This is a genomic window from Streptomyces sp. WAC00040 (assembly GCF_056835925.1).
Map to the genome: position 1 here is coordinate 785,404 of NZ_JAKQZE010000001.1, position 18,810 is coordinate 804,213.

Annotated in this window: 18 protein-coding genes and 1 other RNA gene; 3 read left to right on the forward strand and 16 right to left on the reverse strand. The window is 70.0% G+C overall.

The genetic code is table 11. The features are described from left to right. Positions 1-160: 160 nt before the first annotated feature. The 3 genes from MDN94_RS03595 to MDN94_RS03605 form a co-directional block, all read right to left on the reverse strand. The gene (locus tag MDN94_RS03595; RefSeq protein ID WP_482724528.1) at positions 161-991 is read right to left on the reverse strand and encodes an anti-sigma factor family protein; all 831 of its coding nucleotides are present in this window, start codon (positions 989-991) and stop codon (positions 161-163) included. Further along, complete coding sequence (locus tag MDN94_RS03600; protein WP_005316925.1) at positions 988-1,575, reverse strand: sigma-70 family RNA polymerase sigma factor; 588 nt, start codon at positions 1,573-1,575, stop codon at positions 988-990. Before MDN94_RS03600 ends, MDN94_RS03595 begins: the two co-directional genes overlap by 4 nt. A gap of 100 nt (positions 1,576-1,675) precedes the next feature. Then, on the reverse strand, positions 1,676-2,287 hold the full coding sequence (locus tag MDN94_RS03605; RefSeq protein WP_482724529.1) for a CGNR zinc finger domain-containing protein: 612 nt from the start codon (positions 2,285-2,287) through the stop codon (positions 1,676-1,678). 156 nt (positions 2,288-2,443) lie between these two features. Between MDN94_RS03605 and MDN94_RS03610 the strand changes: the two genes are divergently transcribed. After that, complete coding sequence (locus MDN94_RS03610) at positions 2,444-3,001, forward strand: anthrone oxygenase family protein (protein WP_482724530.1); 558 nt, start codon at positions 2,444-2,446, stop codon at positions 2,999-3,001. Here MDN94_RS03610 and MDN94_RS03615 read toward each other — a convergent pair. From MDN94_RS03615 to MDN94_RS03640, 6 genes are all read right to left on the reverse strand, one after another. Beyond that, the gene (locus MDN94_RS03615; protein ID WP_482724531.1) at positions 2,950-4,095 is read right to left on the reverse strand and encodes a uroporphyrinogen-III synthase; all 1,146 of its coding nucleotides are present in this window, start codon (positions 4,093-4,095) and stop codon (positions 2,950-2,952) included. The two genes, MDN94_RS03610 and MDN94_RS03615, sit on opposite strands and share 52 nt — an antisense overlap. Positions 4,096-4,224: 129 nt before the next feature. Then, entirely contained in the window at positions 4,225-5,589 is a 1,365-nt protein-coding gene (locus MDN94_RS03620) for a nitrate/nitrite transporter (RefSeq protein WP_482724532.1), read from the reverse strand. A 105-nt stretch (positions 5,590-5,694) separates the two neighbouring features. Beyond that, entirely contained in the window at positions 5,695-6,828 is a 1,134-nt protein-coding gene (locus tag MDN94_RS03625; RefSeq protein ID WP_482724533.1) for an acyltransferase family protein, read from the reverse strand. Continuing rightward, positions 6,825-8,939 carry a bifunctional polysaccharide deacetylase/glycosyltransferase family 2 protein gene (locus MDN94_RS03630; RefSeq protein ID WP_482726991.1) on the reverse strand — a complete coding sequence of 705 codons (2,115 nt, stop codon included), beginning with the start codon at positions 8,937-8,939 and terminating at the stop codon, positions 6,825-6,827. The genes MDN94_RS03625 and MDN94_RS03630 overlap by 4 nt, the downstream gene beginning before the upstream one ends. Positions 8,940-9,008: 69 nt before the next feature. Further along, positions 9,009-9,665, reverse strand: coding sequence for a hypothetical protein (locus tag MDN94_RS03635; RefSeq protein WP_482724534.1), 657 nt, complete (start codon positions 9,663-9,665; stop codon positions 9,009-9,011). A 158-nt stretch (positions 9,666-9,823) separates the two neighbouring features. Further along, the gene (locus MDN94_RS03640) at positions 9,824-10,789 is read right to left on the reverse strand and encodes a LysR family transcriptional regulator (RefSeq protein WP_482724535.1); all 966 of its coding nucleotides are present in this window, start codon (positions 10,787-10,789) and stop codon (positions 9,824-9,826) included. A gap of 82 nt (positions 10,790-10,871) precedes the next feature. On the opposite strand from MDN94_RS03640, the gene MDN94_RS03645 reads away from it, so the two are divergent. Next, complete coding sequence (locus tag MDN94_RS03645) at positions 10,872-12,218, forward strand: MFS transporter (protein WP_482724536.1); 1,347 nt, start codon at positions 10,872-10,874, stop codon at positions 12,216-12,218. Between the two features lie 27 nt (positions 12,219-12,245). Here the strand turns inward: MDN94_RS03645 and ssrA are convergent. The 5 genes from ssrA to ftsE form a co-directional block, all read right to left on the reverse strand. Next, positions 12,246-12,615, reverse strand: a transfer-messenger RNA (tmRNA) gene (ssrA, locus tag MDN94_RS03650). A gap of 143 nt (positions 12,616-12,758) precedes the next feature. Then, positions 12,759-13,238, reverse strand: a complete 480-nt coding sequence (gene smpB / locus MDN94_RS03655) for an SsrA-binding protein SmpB (RefSeq protein ID WP_307706691.1) — start codon at positions 13,236-13,238, stop codon at positions 12,759-12,761. Positions 13,239-13,256: 18 nt separating this feature from the next. Further along, positions 13,257-14,414 (reverse strand): S41 family peptidase, encoded by a 1,158-nt coding sequence (locus tag MDN94_RS03660; protein WP_482724537.1) that lies wholly within the window; start codon positions 14,412-14,414, stop codon positions 13,257-13,259. A 67-nt stretch (positions 14,415-14,481) separates the two neighbouring features. Then, positions 14,482-15,399 carry a permease-like cell division protein FtsX gene (gene ftsX / locus MDN94_RS03665; protein WP_005316905.1) on the reverse strand — a complete coding sequence of 306 codons (918 nt, stop codon included), beginning with the start codon at positions 15,397-15,399 and terminating at the stop codon, positions 14,482-14,484. Between the two features lie 32 nt (positions 15,400-15,431). Further along, positions 15,432-16,121, reverse strand: a complete 690-nt coding sequence (gene ftsE / locus MDN94_RS03670) for a cell division ATP-binding protein FtsE (protein ID WP_005316903.1) — start codon at positions 16,119-16,121, stop codon at positions 15,432-15,434. Between the two features lie 247 nt (positions 16,122-16,368). Here ftsE and MDN94_RS03675 point away from each other — a divergent pair, with 247 nt between their 5' ends. Next, a complete protein-coding gene (locus MDN94_RS03675) occupies positions 16,369-16,554 on the forward strand; it encodes a hypothetical protein (RefSeq protein WP_482724538.1) in 186 nt (61 codons plus the stop codon). 121 nt (positions 16,555-16,675) lie between these two features. Here MDN94_RS03675 and MDN94_RS03680 read toward each other — a convergent pair whose 3' ends face one another. Both MDN94_RS03680 and prfB read right to left on the reverse strand, forming a co-directional pair. Then, the gene (locus MDN94_RS03680; RefSeq protein ID WP_482724539.1) at positions 16,676-17,368 is read right to left on the reverse strand and encodes an LPXTG cell wall anchor domain-containing protein; all 693 of its coding nucleotides are present in this window, start codon (positions 17,366-17,368) and stop codon (positions 16,676-16,678) included. 269 nt (positions 17,369-17,637) lie between these two features. Further along, positions 17,638-18,744: a peptide chain release factor 2 gene (prfB, locus tag MDN94_RS03685; protein ID WP_482724540.1), complete on the reverse strand. Its 1,107-nt coding sequence runs from the start codon at positions 18,742-18,744 to the stop codon at positions 17,638-17,640. Between the last annotated feature and the right edge of the window lie 66 nt (positions 18,745-18,810).

The following is an 18,810-nucleotide window of genomic DNA, read 5'->3' on the forward strand; positions in this document are numbered from 1 at the left end:
CCGTGGGGGGCGGGCGCGAAGGCTCACGAGAGGCGGCGGCCCGTGGAAGGCGGGAAACGCCGAAGCGACGCGGAAGGCCGCTGGGGTGCCCGGGGGACGTGGACATGCGGATACGGCCGGGGCCGCACAGCTCCCCGGCCGACGGTGGGACGGCCGCCGGCTAGGCGTCGACCTCGACCAGCCGTTGCCCGTCGAACGTGCGGACCTCGAAGTGGTCGATTTCGCCCGGGTCCATCGCGGAGCCGCCGTGGACGTACAGAGGGTTCTTGGCGTCCTTGTGAGGGCTGTCGGGGATTCCGTAGCCCCACTTCGGCACGGCCCAGGAGGTGACGACCTCCTCCTCACCCGTCTTGGAGACGGCGATGAGGTTGCACTTCAGGGGACCCTTGACGTTCTTCAGCTCCAGGACGGCGTGGGTGCCCCAGCCCTTCTTCTCCATGCCGACGACGGCGCTGACCTTGGTCGTCGCGTCGGTGGCCCGGACCTTCTCCTCCATGTGGTTGAAGAAGGCGTCCTCGGCCGGGCTGGTGGGGTGCGGGTCGGCGCCCGCCACGGTGCTGCCGGTGTCGTCGGCGGTGACGACCACGGCGACTGCGGGGCCGCCGATGATCAGCGCCGCGGCCGCCGCGAGCAGGTACATGCCGCGCCGGCGCTTGTGGGCGCGCTTGACGGCGACCTCGTTGAGCAGCCCGTCGAGGACCTTGGGGCTCGGGGAGGTGGGCACCACGGGGACGGCACGGGGTGGCGGGAAGTCGGACATGCCCGGCATCCCGGGCAGGCTGTAGACGTTGCTCTGCGGCGGTGCGGGGGCGGGCGCCTCCGCCAGCATCGCGAGCATCGGCTCCATCCCCGAGAACTCCTCGAGGTGGGCGGCACAGATGTCGCATCCCGCCAGATGCGCCTCGAAGGCGGAGGCGTCCGCTTCGTCGAGCACGCCGAGCACATATGCGCCCACCGCGTCGTGTACGGACTCCTGCTCGTACATGGTCATGCCGAGACCCCCCTCTCCTCAAGAGCGAGCTTCATGGAACGGAGCGCGTAGAACACACGGGACCGCACGGTCCCGCTGGGTATGCCGAGCGTTTCGGCCGCTTCATTGACCGTACGCCCCTTGAAATACGTCTCGACAAGAACTTCCCTGTGGGCGGGCGTCAAATCATCGAGTGCATCCGAGAGCGTCATCAGCCACAACGCCTTGTCGATCTCGTCCTCCGCGGGCATGACCTCCAGCGGCGACGGGTCGACCTCCTGCGGCCGGGCCTGCCGGCTTCGGTGACCGTCGATGACGATGCGCCGGGCGACCGTCACCAGCCAGGGTCGGACAGAGCCGGTCGCCCGGTTGAGCTGGCCGGCGTTCTTCCAGGCACGGATGAGCGTCTCCTGTACGACGTCCTCGGCGCGCTGGCGGTCGCCGGCGACGAGGCGCAGTACATAGGCGAGCAACGGTCCTGCGTGTTCGCGGTAGAGGGCACGCATCAACTCCTCGTCGGGCACAGAGGTGTCGATACGTGGCTTCTCACTGCGATGGCGGGCCCGTTGCGGACGGTCATCGGCCACGGCGGCATCCTTGCGCACCTGAACCTCCCGGTCGAGACCCTGTTTTTCACGGCTGGCTGCTTGTCCCTCTTCACTACGGGGACAGCCGGAGGTTCACTCAACGCCGGCCGAAGAAATTTCAAGATTCTTTGACGGAGGCCTTCCTGCGGTGTCTCGCCACCCGCTCGCGGTTTCCGCACACTTCGCTCGAGCACCAGCGGCGCCGCCTGCCCCGTGAGGTGTCCAGATAGACGCGGCGGCAGTTGTCGCCCTCGCACTGCCGCAGCCGCGAGCGGGCGACGGGATCGGTGAGGAGCTCCACCGCGTCGCGGGCGACGAGAGCGAGCAGGGCCGCGCACTCCGGGGCGGCGCACAGCGCCCGTACCAGCGTGCCTTTGCCGTCCTTGACGGCCCTGACGCCCGGAGGCGCGTTCCGTGCACAGGCGTTGAGGAGCTGAAGGGCGTCGTCCGCGCTGCCTTCATCCGGACCGGTGCGCACCAACCGGTCTATGCAGTCACGCAGTTCGACGAAACGTGCCACCCAGGTGCCGTCGACCCCGGGCAGCGGCGTCCCGGCGGGGACAAGGCCGGCGCCGACGAGCCAGCGCGCCAGTCTCCCGGTGTCCGCGAGCGGTTCGGCGCCGCCGGCCCGGCGGTCCGGATCCTGCGCCGTCGCCACCAGGTCCAGGCAGACGCGCCCGGAGTCGAATCGCCATTGGGACGGGTACGGACCCGCGCCCACCGCTGTCATGCGCCTGTCACCGCCTCGGGATCACCGTCGGGTGTCCCCACCAGAGTGCCTGCCCGAAGGTGTGCCCGGAAGCCCTCATCGAGACGTGGACGCATGGACATGGGAATGCGACGCTCACCCATGTCCCGTACGAGGACAGGCCGGTTGACTGGTCCCATGACACAGAACAAGGGTGCAGGAGCGGTCCTCGCGGCGGCCACCGTGACGACCGGGCTCATCGCGGGCGTCTGGTTCGCGTTCACGGTCTCGGTGATGCCGGCGCTCGGCCGCAGCGACGACCGGACCTACGTCGAGGTCATGCAGAACATCAACGAGGTGATCGAGAATCCGGCCTTCTTCGCCGCGCTCTTCGGCGCGCTCGTCCTCTCGGCCGTCTCGGCGTGGCAGCAACGCCGTACGCCCAGGGGCCGTTGGGTGACCGCCGCGCTTGTCCTCTACGTCCTGGTGTTCGTGGTGACATCCGCGGCGAACGTGCCGCTCAACAACGAACTCGCCGCCGCGGGCGCCCCGGACGCCATCGCCGACCCCGCCGCCGTACGGGAGGACTTCGAGGACCCGTGGGTGCTCTGGAACACGGTGCGCACCGTGCTCACCACGGCGGCCCTGCTGTGCCTGTGGCGTGCCACGTCGCTGCCGGGCACGGCACGCCCGGACCAGGCGGGTCAGGCGTCGGCGTACTTGGCGTCGGACGCCGGGTCCAGGGCCAGCCGGTAGCCGCGTTTGACGACGGTCTGAATGATCTTGGGGGTGCCCAGTGCCGTGCGCAGCCGGGCCATGGCCGTCTCCACCGCATGCTCGTCCCGGCCGGCGCCCGGCAGGGCGCGCAGCAGGTCGGAGCGGGCGACGACCCAGCCCGGCCGTTCCGACAGGGCCCTCAGCAGGGCCATACCGGCGGGCGGCACCGGGCGCAGTTCGTCGTCGACGAGGACGGCGTGGCCACGGATCTCGAGACGGCGGCCCGCGACCGGGAACGTACGGGCGCGGGCGGGCAGCTCGACACCGAGCAGCTGCACCAGCGGGCCGAGTCGGAACCGCTCCGGCTGCACCGTCGGGACGCCGGCCGCCTGCAGCGGCACTGCCGTGACCGGCCCGACGCAGGCCGCGAGGACGTCGTGGTCCAGGGCGGCCAGGAGGTCGGTCAGCAGACCGCGGGACTCCGCACGGTTCAGGAGCGACGCTGCGGCCGGGGCGCTGGTGAAGGAGACGGCGTCCAGGCCGCGGGAGACGGCAGCGTCCAGCAGCCGGTCGAGCGGGGCGAGGTCCTCCGGCGGCATCCAGCGGTAGACGGGTACGAGGACGACGTCCGCGCCGGCAGCGCGCAGCGATTCGACGAAGCCGGGCAGCGGCTCACCGTGCAGCTGGAGCGCGACCCGGCGGCCCGCCACTCCCTCGCCGAGCAGCCTGTCCAGTACCTCCGCCATGGACTCGGAGGCCGGCGACCACTCCTCGGTGAGACCCGCCGCGCGTATGGCGCCCTTGACCTTGGGGCCGCGGGCCAGCAGCTCGGCGCCGCGCAGCCGGCCCAGCAGCTGCTCCCCCAGCCCCCATCCGTCGGCCGCCTCCACCCAGCCGCGGAAGCCGATGGCGGTGGTGGCGACGACCACGTCGGGCGTGTGGTCGATCAGTTCCTTGGTGGCGGCGAGGAGCTCCGTGTCGTCGGCGAGCGGAACGATGCGCAGCGCGGGGGCGTGCAGGACGGCGGCGCCCCGCCGCTGGAGCAGCGCGCCGAGCTCGTCGGCCCGCCTGGCGGCGGTCACGCCGACGGTGAAGCCCGCGAGGGGGCCGTGCGGTTGGCCTTGGTCGTGCATCTCGGTCGTCCCCACTGGAGTGCCCTGATGGCCGGTGCCATTGAACGGTGAATGGGCGACCGAGCCTGTCAAAGGTGCGTGACAGGCCCGGTTCGCTCATATTTCACCGTCGTTACGTACTCCGCTCGCTCAGACCCGGGCGTAGTCCGGTTCGGCGCCCGCTTCGGCCTCCGTCCCCGTCTGCCCCTCGCGGACCGGCACCACCACGGGCCGGCGAAGGTATACCGCCCAGGTGACGATCGAGCAGACCGCGTAGAAGGCGAGGAAGGAGACGAAGGCGGCGGTTCCGGTGCCCGCGGTCTGGAACGACTGCCGGAAGGCGAGGTTGATGGCCAGCCCGCCGACGGCGCCGACCGCGCCGATGAGTCCCATCGAGGCTCCGGAGAGCCGGCGCCCGTAGGCGGCCGCGGTCTCCCCGGTCATGCCCTTGGCGAGCGCCTTGTTCTGGAAGATGCCGGGAATCATCTTGTACGTCGAGCCGTTGCCGAGGCCGCTGAGCACGAACAGGGAGATGAATCCGACGAGGAAGACGGCGAGGGACTCCTGCACCGAGGCGGCGATGACCACGGCGGTCGCGCCGGCCATGCCCACGAAGTTCCACAGCGTGATGCGGGCCCCGCCGAAGCGGTCGGCGAGCGCACCACCCAGCGGCCGGATCAGGGAGCCGAGCAGCGGGCCGATGAAGGTGAGGGAGGCCGCCTGGAGCGGAGTGCGGCCGAACTGGGTCTGCAGCACGAGGCCGAAGGCGAAGCTGTAGCCGATGAACGAGCCGAAGGTGCCGACGTAGAGGAAGGCCATGATCCAGGTGTGGCCGTCCTTGGCCGCGTCGATCGCCGCGCCGGTGTCGTTCTTCACCGGGGCCAGGTTGTCCATCCACAGCGCGGCGCACAGCGCGGCGACGACGATCAGCGGCAGGTAGATGCCGAGCACCAGCCGCGGGTGGGCCGCGCCGGCCGTCCCGATGATCAGCAGCGCGACCAGCTGGATGACCGGAACGCCGATGTTGCCGCCGCCCGCGTTGAGGCCGAGCGCCCAGCCCTTCTTGCGCAACGGGAAGAAGGCGTTGATGTTCGTCATCGAGGAGGCGAAGTTGCCCCCGCCGACACCCGTAAGGGCGGCGACGGCGAGGAACGTCGTGTACGAGGTGCCCGGCTCCATCACCAGGTACGCCGCGGCGGTGGGGAGGAGGAGCAACAGGGCGCTGAAGATCGTCCAGTTCCGGCCGCCGAATTTGGCGACGGCGAACGTGTACGGCACCCGGATCACCGCGCCGACGAGTGTCGCCGTGGCGATGAGGAAGAACTTACCGGCGGGGTCGACCCCGTACTCGGGCCCCATGAAGAGGACCATCACGGACCACAGGCTCCAGATGGAGAACCCGATGTGCTCACTGAGCACGGAGAAGGCGAGGTTGCGCCGTGCGACCCGCTCCCCCTTGGTCCGCCAGAAGGTCTCGTCCTCGGGGTCCCACTCTTCGATCCATCGGCCTGCCATCACGCGCCTCCACCTGTTTCCGATCGTGGAAGCGACGTTATGGACGGCGGGTTTCAGGCCGGTGCCGGGAGGTGACCGGCGCGAAACCTTGCTCTCACCCGTCGGTCAGGCCGTGTGTGAGCGGCGCCGCCGTGGCTCTCCGTTGGGCCACAGCCGCGGGCGGCGCTTGGCGGCGAGGTCCTCGGCCCAGCCGAAGACCAGAACGCACCCGGCGATCAGCGTCCACACGAGCAGCAGCACCGGCACCCAGCTCTCGAGCAGCCACGGGGCCTGCTCCGCGAGGAGGTCGACGTCCCACAGGGCGTCCCACAGCGCTGCCGCGCCGAGGATGCACCCGTTGTGCCAGAGGTAGACCGTCACCGCCCGCGCGTTGAGGAGGGTGATCACGCTGTCCCATTGCCGCAGCTTCGGCGGCCACGACTCCCACGACGGACTGAAGTGCAGCAGCAGCATCACCGCGCCGAGCGACCAGAGGGCGGCGGCCGGCGGGATGCCGTCGAGCTCGACGCCCGAGCCGAAGCCGTTGCGGCGGGCCCACCAGATACCGGCCAGCATGACGAACGGCGCGACGGAGGGCACGACGTAGCGCGGCAGGCGGGCCAGGACGCCCTCCTGTCGGGCCATGCCGAGGATCCAGCAGGCGCCGAAGGTGCTGAAGTCGGTGAGCGCCGAGTCGATGCGTTCCGGCATGGACAGGTACCCGGCGGCCAGCCCGAAGGACAGGGCGAGCGGCGCGGCGAGGGTGACCCACGGCAGCTTGTGCAGGCAGCGCAGCAGCAGCGGCGACAGGAGCACGAACCACAGATAGGCGCGCAGGTACCAGATCGGCTCGGCCAGGTCGCCGGCCCACCCGGCGGCGAGGAACGGCGGGTCGCTCAAGGGCAGGATCCAGAAGACCGCGGAGGGTCCGGGGCGCCATCCCTCGACGATCATCGCGGTGACCGCCGCGGCTCCCAGCACCCACAGCGGCGGCAGCAGCCGCCGTACCCGGCTGCGGATCACCTGGAACGCCGGCCGGGCGAGGGAGCGTGCCATCAGCGACCCGGCGAGAGCGAACATCACGCCCATGGACGGGAAGACGAGCGGCAGCCAGGCCCAGCCCAGCAGGTGGTAGAGCACGACCCGGAACAGGGCGAGCGCCCGGAGCAGGTCGAAGTAGCGGTCCCGGCCGACCGAGGGCACCGGGGAGGTGCCCCCCGACTGGGGCGCCGCCGTCTGCGGTGCGGTGTACGGGGTCATGCGACGGGCCTCCGCTCCCCGGCGCGCTGCTGGACGACTCCGGGGGCCTCGACGGCCCCGGTGCGCCGCAGTTTCTGCCAGCGCAGCCGGCCGCCGGTGAGCGCGGTGATCCAGGACTGGAGAAGGACCACGTACATCAGCTGGCGGTAGAGGATCTGCTGCAGCGGCAGGGAGACGAGGTGGACCATGCGTTCCTTGTCGAGCCGGAAGGCGTAGGCGGCGCAGACCGCCTGTATCGCGAGTACGCCGAGCCAGGCGGCGATGGTCTTCTGTGTGGGGCCGAAGACCAGCCCGTACAGCAGGAAGACGTCGATCAGCGGCGCGAGCAGCGGGGCGAGCACCATGAACAGGGAGACCAGGGGGAGGCCTACCCGGCCGAAGCGACCGGAGGGCCCCTTCTCGACGAGGGCACGGCGGTGCTTCCAGATGGCCTGCATGGTGCCGTAGCTCCAGCGGTAGCGCTGGGACCACAACTGCTGCACGGACTCGGGGGCCTCGGTCCAGGCGCGTGCCTTCTCCGCGTAGACGACCCTCCAGCCGTCGCGGTGCATGGCCATGGTGATGTCGGTGTCCTCGGCGAGGGTGTCCTCGCTCATGCCGCCGACGCGCTCGAGCGCGGTGCGGCGGAAGGCTCCGACGGCGCCGGGGATGGTGGGCATGCAGCCGAGCAGGTCGTACATGCGGCGGTCGAGGTTGAAGCCCATCACGTACTCGATGTGCTGCCAGGCCCCGATGAGGGTGTCGCGGTTGCCGACCTTGGCGTTGCCGGCCACCGCGCCGACGCGGGGGTCGCCGAAGGGCTGCACGAGTTCGCGGACGGTGGACGACTCGAAGACGGTGTCGCCGTCCATCATGACGACGATCTCGTAGCGGGCATTCCTGATGCCGTTGTTGAGGGCGGCGGGCTTGCCCGAGTTGGGCTGCCGTACGACTCGGACGCCGCGCAGGCCCATCGCCTCGACGATGTCGGCGGTGCCGTCGCTGGAGCCGTCGTCGATGACGATGACCTCGAGGGGGTGGTCGCTCGCCATCAGCGAGCGGACCGTGTTGGCGATGCACTCGCGTTCGTTGTACGCGGGGACCAGCACGGACACCGGCCGGGTAATGGGAGGCCCCCAGCTGAATCCCTTCCGGCGCACCTTGCGGGCGTGCGCGAAGGAGAGGATCAGCATCAGCCCGAAGCGGGCGAAGACCAGCACGCCGATCACGGCGAGCCCGACGACCATGACCTCCGTGGTGTTCTCCGAGACGGCGACGGCGCCGACGAAGGCCTTGCCCTTCCACAGTTCCGGTCCGGTGACCGGGCTGTGGGCGCTGGGCACGCCGAGCGCCTCCGTGAGGTTGGTGAACCGGTAGCCGCGCTCCTTCATGTCGGGCAGCAAGCGCTCCAGGGCCGCGACCGTCTGGGAGCGGTCGCCGCCGGAGTCGTGCATCAGCACGATGGAGCCCTGGGTGCCCTCGGGGGTGGCGCGCTTGATGATCGCGTCGACGCCGGGGCGCTTCCAGTCCTCGGAGTCGGTGTCGTTGAAGGCGGTGATGTAGCCGCGGGTGCCGATGTACTGGGTGACCGGCCAGGACTCGTTGTCGAGGGCGTCGGAGAAGGAGGAGTACGGGGGACGGAAGAGGGAGGTGCGGATGCCCGCGGCGCCGGCGAGCGCCAGCTGGTTCTGCGACAGCTCCCAGTCGATGCGGTCGGTGGACTGGAAGGAGAGGTCCGGGTGGTTGAAGGTGTGCAGGCCGATCTCGTGACCCTCACGCACCATCCGTTCGACCAGGTCCGGGTGGCGCGAGGCCATGGTGCCGGTGACGAAGAAGACGGCATGCGCGTCGTACCGGGCGAGAGCGTCGAGGACCTTCGGCGTCCAGACGGGGTCCGGGCCGTCGTCGAAGGTCAGCACGAGCCGCTGGTCGGGCACGCTGAGCGCCTTGGGGTTGCGCTTGTCGCGCGCGTCGATGACGGGTCCGCCGTCGAGTATGTGCTGGGGGACCTGGTCCGTGGGGGCCGGGGGCCGGACGCGGTGGTCGGCGAGTATCTCGCTGTGCACATAGCCGCGCAGCATCAGCATCGCGAGCAACGCGACGAGGAAGAGCACGGGGAGCAGATAGCGCATGGGCAGTCTGCGGCGTACGACGCGCTTGGGGCTCCGCCGTCGCGGAGCCCCTGGGACGGGGAGGGTCATCTACAGTGCGCCTTCTTGCACGGGCTGGCCGGGAGAATCACTGGGCGCCGCGGAGGTCCCGGGGCCCGTGGTAGGGCTGACGGCCGGGGCCGGAGCGCTGCCGAGGGGTGTGCCGGGGCTCGCGGCCGGGCCGGTGGTGCCCGACCCGCGGGACGGCTGCTGGAGAGTGGGGGACTTCGGGGCGGACGGCGGCACGTCCGGCAGCGGGCTGCTGACACCCGCGCTGCCCGACGGCATCGGCAGGGCCGCGCCGGCGGAGTCGGAGGGGGCGGGGACGCCCGGTGGGGCGTTCGGCGTGGGCACCGTGGACACGAGGTCGGTGGGCGCGGGCTGGATCTCCACGTGCTCGGGCTGCTTCTCCCCGGCCGAACCGAGGCCCGGCATCCACGGCGCGCTGGAGTTGCCGCCGAGGAGGGCGGCGACGAGCGTGATCGCGTAGACAGCGCACGCGGCTGCCAGGACCCAGCCGATACGGCGGAACTTCTTGCTGCGCCGGCCGCTCTCGTCGACGAAGACCGGCCCCTCCGCGCTGTCCTGGGGGGCGATCGGCTCCACTGGCAGATCGCGCAACTTACGCCCGAGGCCGTCGAGTTGAATCGTCACCTCGTGCGGCTCGTGCGTGTGACCGGGACCGACGTCTTCTTGCCAATTTTCCATGGCTGGTGGCACATCCCCCCACTGACTTGAATCGGGTGCGCGCACAACCGGCCGGCCGCGTTCGAATTCGGGTCCCCAACCCTCTCCGAGCGCTTCTATCCCACTCACTCACCCGGTCCATGAATGTAGCGCAACCTGCTGCACGTCGCGCGCCACGCTCAGCGGTTGTCACACATCAGCGACATATCACGTTCCGGCAACCATCCGCCGGGCACCCTTTTCAGCCACCCCTCGCGCGCTGCGAGTTCGGCCGCCGCACGCCGCAGCGCGTCGAGACCGGGATGCCGCAGCCCGGCACGCCAGACCATCGACAGCGGCGACAGCGGAACGGGGTCGACTATCGGCCGAAGGACCGTCCCCGGCATGGCCGGAAAGCCCACGACCGCGAGGACCGGGTTGCGGGTTTTCGCCATGACCCGCCGGAACTCCTCGACCCCCACGGCCATGGGTGCCGGCGGCGCCACGGCGATACCGCGGCCCGCGAAGAGAAGCCGCGCCAGCTCCGTCCACTCCAGCGTCCTGGGGTTGCCCGCACCGGCATATACGGTCTCACCCGCGAGTGCGTTCAACTCGATCCGGTCGGAGTCGGCCAGCGGATGGTCGTCGGGCAGCAGGACCGCCATCGGCTCGTACCGTACGGGCTGCTGGGCCAGCAGCGCCTGCCGGCCGGCGTCCAGGCCGGCGAACCGGCCGAAGGAGACATCGAGACGCCCGGCGGCGATCTCGTCGGCGGCTCCGGTGAGCCCGCTCTCGAAGCGGGCCATCAGCTCGCAGTCGGGGGCCAGGTCGCGGGCGCGTTCCAGGATCCGGCCCGAGGTCATGCCCGCGCTGTTGAGGTCGACGAGCAGCGGCCGGGCGGCGCCGGAGGCGGCGGCAAGCAGCTCGTCCTGCGCCTCGAGCACCCTCCGGGCATACGGAACCAGTCGCTCGCCGTCGGCCGTGAGGGCGACCTGCCGGGTGGTGCGGACGAACAGGTCGACGCCCAACTCCCTTTCCAGCCGCCGGACGTCGCGGCTGAGGGCCTGCTGGGCGACGTAGAGGCGGGCGGCGGCGCGGGTGAAGTGCAGCTCGTCGGAGACGGCGACGAACGCGCGGAGCAGCCTGGGTTCCAGATCACGGGGCACAGCGCATTCAACAACACAGGTGCGTGAACGGCCACCGAGCAGGTGTTGGACCGGGCGCGGGGGAGGCGGCGAGGGTGGAGCCATGCCCAGGCCAGCCACGCCCTCTTCAGCCGTGCCCCGCTCCCCCGCGTCCCGTCCCGCCCGCGCCGAGGACACGGCGTGCGCACCCTTGCTCGCGGTCACCGGCGACTCGCTGGTGCTCGCGCCGCGCCGCCGGACCGGCTCGCCCACGGCGGCCTTCGCCCCGAGAGGCCGGCCGCAGGGCCCTTACCGGCGACTGTTCTCCGTACCGGGCACTCGGGCCTTCACCGCCGGGAATCTCGTCGCCCGGCTCCCCATGGGGATGTTCAGCGTCAGCGCGGTCGTCATGATCGCCGGGTCCCGCGGCTCCTACGCCCTCGCCGGGGCCGTCACCGCGACCGGCCTGGCCGCCACCGCGCTCGTCGCTCCCTGGACGGCACGGCTCGTCGACCGGTACGGACAGGCGCGGATCGCCGTCCCCGCAACGGCCCTGGCGGTCCTCGGATCGCTCGCCCTGCTGCTGTGCGTACGCCTCGACGCGCCCGACTGGACGCTTTTCGCCGCCTACGCCGCGACGGCCACCACCCCCAACACCGGCGGTATGTCGCGTGCCCGCTGGGCGCATCTGTACCGGGGCGACGCGGCGGCACTGCACACGGCGAACTCGTTCGAGCAGGCCGCCGACGAACTCTGCTTCATGCTCGGCCCCGTTGTGGCCGCGTTCCTCTGCTCCGCGCTCTTCCCGGAGGCAGGCACGCTGGTCGGCGCGGTCCTGTTGCTGACGGGTGTGCTGATCTTCGCGAGCCGGCGCTCCACGGAGCCGCCGGTCGCCCCGCGGGTCCCGGCCGGCTCGCCGCTGCGGACCGCCGGCATGCCCGCGCTGCTCCTCGTGCTCCTCGCCACGGGCGCGGTATTCGGCTCGATGGAGGTCGTCACCATCGCCTTCGCCGACGGCCCGGTCGCAGGTCCGGTCCTCGCGCTCCAGGCGGCGGGTTCCTGCGCCGCGGGCCTGCTCTACGGCCGGTCCCGCCGAGCGGCGGGCCTGCCCACCTGCCTCGCCGCGATGACGGCCCTGATGTCGCTGCCGCTGCTCGCCGCCGCGGGCACCGGGTCGCTGCCGGCGGTGGCGGGTGCGCTGCTCGCCGCCGGGATGGCGACGGCCCCGACAATGGTGACGGCCATGACCATGGTCCAGCGGCTGACCCCGCAGGCGCAGATCAACGAAGGCATGACCCTCGCGGTCACCGCTCTGCTCGGCGGCGTCGCGGCCGGCTCGGCGAGCGGCGGGTACGTGGTGGAGCATCTGGGTGCGGCTCGGGGCTACGCGATCCCGGTGTGCGCCGCGGCGCTCGCGCTCGTACTGGCGTGGGTGACGGCCGACGACACGAAAAAGGCCCGGAAGCCGTAGCCGCCGAGCCTTCGTCGTACATGGGATGAGTGGAGATGGCGGGAATCGAACCCGCGTCCAACGGTGCAGAATCAGGGCTTCTCCGTGTGCAGTCCGCTGCGCTTTTCTCAGCCCCGGAGATCACGCGGACAAGTCTCCGACGGGCTCAGTCACTGTTTGATTTCCCTACGCACCCCGTGACCGGGTTCGTAGGTTTAGTTCCCTGGCTGATGCCAGGATCCGGGTCGGGAACAGCCCCGGGCTGACACTTCGCAAGTCGCTACTTAGGCAGCGAGGGCGAAGGAATCGCGCTTGGTGTTGGCGATTATTGGTTGCGACATATGGTTTACGAGATCATTGCCGCTTCCTCGACACGCTTCCCCTGCTTCGACATCCGCTGTCGAAACCGATCATCCCCATGCTTGACCACTATTGAGTTGTACTGCTCAAGGCCCCTTGCGGGGCCGGACCCCTGCTTGCCGGGGCAGGTGCCATCGTACGTGAACAACACAGGCCGGTGCCAGCCTATTCCGCACGGCTACGGCCGGTGCCGGTCGCGCGCTAGGCCCGCTGCCTCCGGCGGACGGCGGACATCGCGCGGTCCGCCTCGCGACGGTCCTGCTTCTCGCGCAGCGTCTGTCGCTTGTCGTACTCCTTCTTGCCCCTCGCCAGCGCGATCTCGACCTTCGCCCGGCCGTCCTTGAAGTACAGCGCCAGCGGCACGATGGTGTGCCCCGTCTCCTGCGACTTCGACTCCAGCTTGTCGATCTCTTCCCGGTGCATCAGCAGCTTGCGCTTGCGGCGTGCGCTGTGGTTGGTCCAGGTGCCCTGGCTGTACTCCGGCACGTGGACGTTGTGCAGCCATGCCTCGTTGCCGTCGATCTGGACGAAGCCGTCCGCGAGCGAGGCCCGGCCCTGACGCAGCGACTTCACCTCGGTACCCATCAGCACGAGACCGCACTCGTAGGTGTCGAGGATGTGGTAGTCGTGCCGCGCCTTCTTGTTCTGCGCGATCAGTTTGCGCCCTGTTTCCTTAGCCATAGTGCAGACATTTTCGCACTACGACCCGCCCCCGAGGCCACTCAATACCGTCCGGGCCCTTTTCTCGGCCCCCTCGGTCGTCACGAGGTCGGGAGTGATGCCCTTGTCGTCGACACTGTGACCGGACGGGGTGCGGTAGTGACCGACGGTGAGTTCGGCGACGGAGCCGTCGGGCAGCCTGCTCGGCATCTGCACCGAGCCCTTGCCGAAGGTCCGCGTGCCGACCGTGACCGCACGGCCACGGTCCTTGAGTGCTCCGGTGACGAGCTCGGCGGCACTCATGGTGCCGGCGTCGACGAGTGTGACGACGGGCCGGTCGGTGTCGCCGCCCTGCTCGGCGTGGAGAGCGCGCTGTTCGCCGCGCACGTCGTAGGTGGCGACGAGGCCGCCGTCGAGGAAGGCCGACGCCGCGGTGACCGCCTCGGAGACGAGGCCGCCCTCATTGCCGCGCAGATCGAGCAGGACCCCTGCGCCCGCGGGGGCCTCGCGCACGGCCTTGCGCACCCGCTCCCCGGTGCCCTTGGTGAACGAGGAGACCCTGATCACCACGGCGCCGTCGGGAAGACGGTCCACGGTGACCGTCTCCGTGGTCAGCAGGGCGCGCGTCAGGGTCTCCGACCAGCGGTGCCCGTCACGTTCCAGGTCCACCGTCACAGCCGTGCCGTCGGCGCCCCTGAGCAGGGCCACGACCTCGGTGACCGGCCGCCGGGCGGTGTCGCGGCCGTCGATCGCGAGGAGCCGGTCGCGGGCCCTTATCCCGGCCCGCTCGGCGGGGCTGCCCGGCTGCACCCTGGCCACCTCGACCCGGCCGTCCGCCGCGCGTCTCGCGCCGAGGCCCACGCCGGTGTACTCCCCGTCGAGCGCCTTGGCGAACTCCTCGTACTCGTGCTTGTCGTAGACGGCGCCCCAGCGGTCGCCGCTGCGGCTGACGACCTCTTCCGCCGCCTTGGTGCCCGACTTCCCCTCCGCCGCGGCCTTCGCGGCGGCGCGGGCGACGTCCTCACCGTCCACCGTCGCGGCGGCGGCATGTGCGGAGAGCGGACGGGGCGAGGTCGGCTCGTCGTGCGGCAGGCAGTTGGTGGCCGCCGCGGTGGCGAGGACGACTCCGAAGGCCAACGTCAGCGCGGCCCCGCGGCGGATGCCGTGGGGCCGGGGACTGAACTCGGGGTCCGACATGACGCCGAGTCTAGGACAAGCAAAGGGCGCCGTACGGAGGTTGACCGCACGGCGCCCGGGGTGCTTGTCACACCTTCAGGTACTTGCGCAAAGCGACGAAAGCAGCCACAGCGGGCATCAGCAGCCCGATCGCCAGCACCAGCGGCAACTTGGTGATCACGGCGTCCCAGCCGATGAAGTTGACCAGCTGCATCTTCTCGGAGAGCGCCAGGCCGTGGTCGATCAGGAAATAACGGCCCACCAGCAGCATCACGGAGGCGACCGCACCACCCAACAGGCCCGCGAACGCGGCTTCCATGATGAACGGCATCTGGATGTAGAAGCTCGAGGCGCCGACGAGCCGCATGATGCCTGTCTCACGCCGACGGCTGAACGCAGAAACGCGCACGGTGTTGACGATGAGCATCAGCGCGATGATCAGCATCAGGCCCATGACGAAGATGGCGGCCACGTTCATGCCGTTCATCAAGGAGAAGAGGTTCTCCAGGATGTTGCGCTGGTCCTGGACGGACTGCACCCCGTCCCGGCCGGCGAAGGCGGTCGCCACCACCTTGTACTTCTCCGGGTCGTCCAGCTTCACCCGGAACGACTCCTGCATCTGGTCCGGGGTGATGGTGGACGCGATGGGAGTGTCGCCGTACTGCTCGCGGTAATGCTTGTACGCCTGTTCCGCAGTCTCGTGGTGCACGACGTCGACGACGTCCATCTTCTTCAGATCGGCCTCGATCTGCTCCTTCTGCGCGGTGGTGACAGCCCCCTTGGCGCACTGGGGCGAGGTCGCCGCGTCGTTCTTGTTGCAGAGGAAGATCGAGACGTTGACCTTGTCGTACCAGAAGTCCTTCATCGTGCTGACCTGCTCACGCATGAGCAGCGCGCCGCCGAACAGGGCGAGCGAGAGGGCTACGGAGACGATCACCGCGAAGGTCATCGTGAGATTGCGGCGGAGACCGACGCCGATCTCCGACATGACGAACTGGGCGCGCATGGCGTGCTTTCAGCCTTTCAGTCTGTCCGGGCTCAGTGCTGGTAGCCGTAGACGCCGCGCGCCTGGTCGCGTACGAGACGGCCCTTCTCGAGCTCGATGACGCGCTTGCGCATCTGGTCAACGATGTTCTGGTCGTGGGTCGCCATGATCACCGTGGTGCCCGTGCGGTTGATCCTGTCAAGCAGCTTCATGATGCCGACAGAGGTCTGCGGGTCGAGGTTTCCTGTCGGCTCGTCCGCGATGAGGAGCATGGGGCGGTTGACGAAGGCGCGGGCGATGGCCACGCGCTGCTGTTCACCACCGGACAGCTCACCGGGCATCCGGTCCTCCTTGCCGCCGAGCCCGACGAGGTCGAGCACCTGGGGCACGGCCTTGCGGATCTCGCCACGCGGCTTGCCGATGACCTCCTGGGCGAACGCCACGTTCTCCGCGACGGTCTTGTTGGGCAGGAGGCGGAAGTCCTGGAAGACGGTGCCCAGCTGGCGGCGCATCTGAGGCACCTTCCAGTTGGAGAGCCGGGCCAGGTCCTTGCCCAGGACATGGACCATGCCCTGACTGGCACGCTCCTCACGCAGGACCAGCCGCAGGAACGTCGACTTGCCCGAACCGGAAGAGCCCACGAGGAAGACGAACTCGCCCTTCTCGATTTCGAGGGAGACGTCCCGCAGAGCAGGTCGGTTCTGCCTGGGGTATGTCTTGGAGACGTTGTCGAATCGGATCACGGGTGCACCACGGTCGGCCGGGAGTAGGTGAGCGTGACCTTACGCGACTGCGCCACGGCCGCGCAGTCCCCGTCCTGACTTGCGCATTTTGTCCGTTCATCGATCGGGGGCAAATCCGGCGGGCCGCGACGAAAAGCGCGGGAGCTGGCACAGTGGTAGGGGAACAGTCGCGTTTCCCCGGGCGTTGTCCGGAGAGAAATGTGCTTGCGGTCCGCGCCTGCGGCCCCGGCGCGGGAGAGGAGAGCGCATGACCTATCACCGATTGGTGTGCGCCAACTGCGCGGCGCCCGTCGCCGAGGGCCGCTGCCCGGTCTGCCGGGCGAATCGCGAGCGGCTGCAGCAGAGCGGCGGCCCCTTCGCCGGCCTGAGCCCGGTGACACTGCTGGCCCTTCTGGTGGTGCTGGTCGCCGCAGTGGCCCTGCTGGCGGTCTAGGCAAGCCCCGCCGGTACGGCCGGTCGGCCGAAGCGGAAGAAGACTGAAGGGCCCGGAGTGCTGAGCACTCCGGGCCCTTGTCCTTGCCGGTCGTCAGCCGTCAGTTACGCCCTGCGCCCAATCAGGCGACGGTGCGACCGCCACCGACGAGACGCGGCAGCATGCGGAACCCGATGCCGCCGGCGATCATCGTCGCGGCACCCAGCAGCAGGAAGGTGGTCTCGGCGGCGCCGGTCTCGGCCAGCTCCTCCTTGGCCTCACCCTGCTGCACCGGCTCCGAACCGGCGCTGTCGGTGTCGGTACCGTCACCGACCGGAGCGTCACCGTCGATGACGCCACCGTCGGTGTCGTTGTCGTTACCGTTCCCGTTCCCGTTCCCGCCGTTCCCATTGCCCGGGTTGCTCGGCTTCGGGTCGGGGTTCTCGGTCGGGTCCTCGGACGGGTCCGGGTCGACCGGCGGGGTCGTGGGCGGGTCCACCGGCGGCGTGGTCGGCGGGTCCACCGGCGGGGTCGTCGGCGGGTCCACCGGCGGGGTCGTGGGCGGGTCCACCGGCGGCGTGGTCGGCGGGTCCACCGGCGGGGTCGTCGGCGGGTCCACCGGCGGCGTGGTGCAGAGCGTCGGGTCGATCTCGCAGGTCGGCGGCTCCGGGTCCTCAAGGATGCCGACGTTCACGTCGGCTTCGATGCCACCGACTTTGGCCGAGCCGGTCAGGTCGAACGCCTGCGCGGCGCCTGCGGCGGTCAGCGACGCACCCGCGGCGATCACGGCGCCGGCAGCTATACGTGCGACACGGATCCGCGTCTTTTTGGTCATCTGGCTGCTACCCCCAGTAGCTATCTCGTTGTCGGAGCAGCGTCCGGGGCAGCGGATCCAGGAGCCGTTGCACTCACCCCCGTTCGCACACGCCCCAGAAATACGCATGCCGCGTGCCACCATTCCCAGTTCCGGCAAGGGCGTCAAGGTCGTTAGCGGACGCGATGTCCGAAATGCTGTCAGTTGCCTGACCTGCGGGGATGCAACTGTGACAAAAAAGGGAACTGCCGCCCCCTGGGCGGCAGTTGCCTTGTCGACAAAGCTCTTCGCTACTTGTCCTGCTGCTTGCGCCAGCGAATTCCCGCTTCGAGGAACCCGTCGATCTCACCGTCAAGTACCGAATGGGGATTGCCCACTTCGAAGTCGGTGCGCAGGTCCTTGACCATCTGGTAGGGGTGCAGCACGTACGAACGCATCTGGTTGCCCCAGGAGTTGCCGCCGTCGCCCTTGAGGGCGTCCATCTTGGCCTGCTCCTCCTGGCGGCGGCGCTCGAGCAGCTTCGCCTGGAGGACGTTCATCGCGCTCGCCTTGTTCTGGATCTGGGAGCGCTCGTTCTGGCAGGACACCACGATGCCGGTCGGGATGTGCGTCAGCCGCACCGCGGAGTCGGTGGTGTTGACGCCCTGGCCGCCGGGGCCCGACGCGCGGTAGACGTCCACACGCAGTTCGGACTCGTCGATCTCGATGTGATCGGTCTTCTCGACGACCGGCAGCACCTCGACGCCCGCGAAGGACGTCTGACGGCGGCCCTGGTTGTCGAAGGGCGAGATACGCACCAGCCGGTGCGTGCCCTGTTCGACGGAGAGCGTGCCGTACGCGTAGGGCGCCTTGACGACGAAGGTGGTCGACTTGATGCCGGCCTCCTCCGCGTACGACGTCTCGTACACCTCGGTGCCGTAGTTGTGCCGCTCGGCCCAGCGGAGGTACATACGCTGGAGCTGCTCGGCGAAGTCCGCCGCGTCGACACCGCCGGCCTCGGCGCGGATGTTGACCAGCGCCTCGCGCTCGTCGTACTCGCCGGACAGGAGGGTGCGGACCTCCATCTCGTCCAGCGCCTTGCGCACCGACTCCAGCTCGGCCTCGGCCTCGGCCCGTGCGTCCGGGTCGTCCTCGGCCTCCGCGAGCTCGAAAAGGATCTCGAGGTCGTCGATCCGGCCGCGGAGTGCCTCCGTCTTGCGGACCTCGGCCTGCAGGTGGGAAAGCTTGCTGGTGATCTTCTGCGCCGCCTCGGGGTCGTCCCACAGGGACGGTGCCGCCGCCTGCTCCTCGAGCACGGCGATGTCTGCCCTCATCCTGTCGAGGTCCAGAACGGCCTCGATCGACCCCATGGTCGAGGAAAGGGACTTCAGCTCTTCGGATACATCGACGACTGCCACGGGTCCAGCGTAACGGCTGAGCGGCCGGACCCGTGCTGGCCCCGGACGGCCGGCGGCGGACCTGGG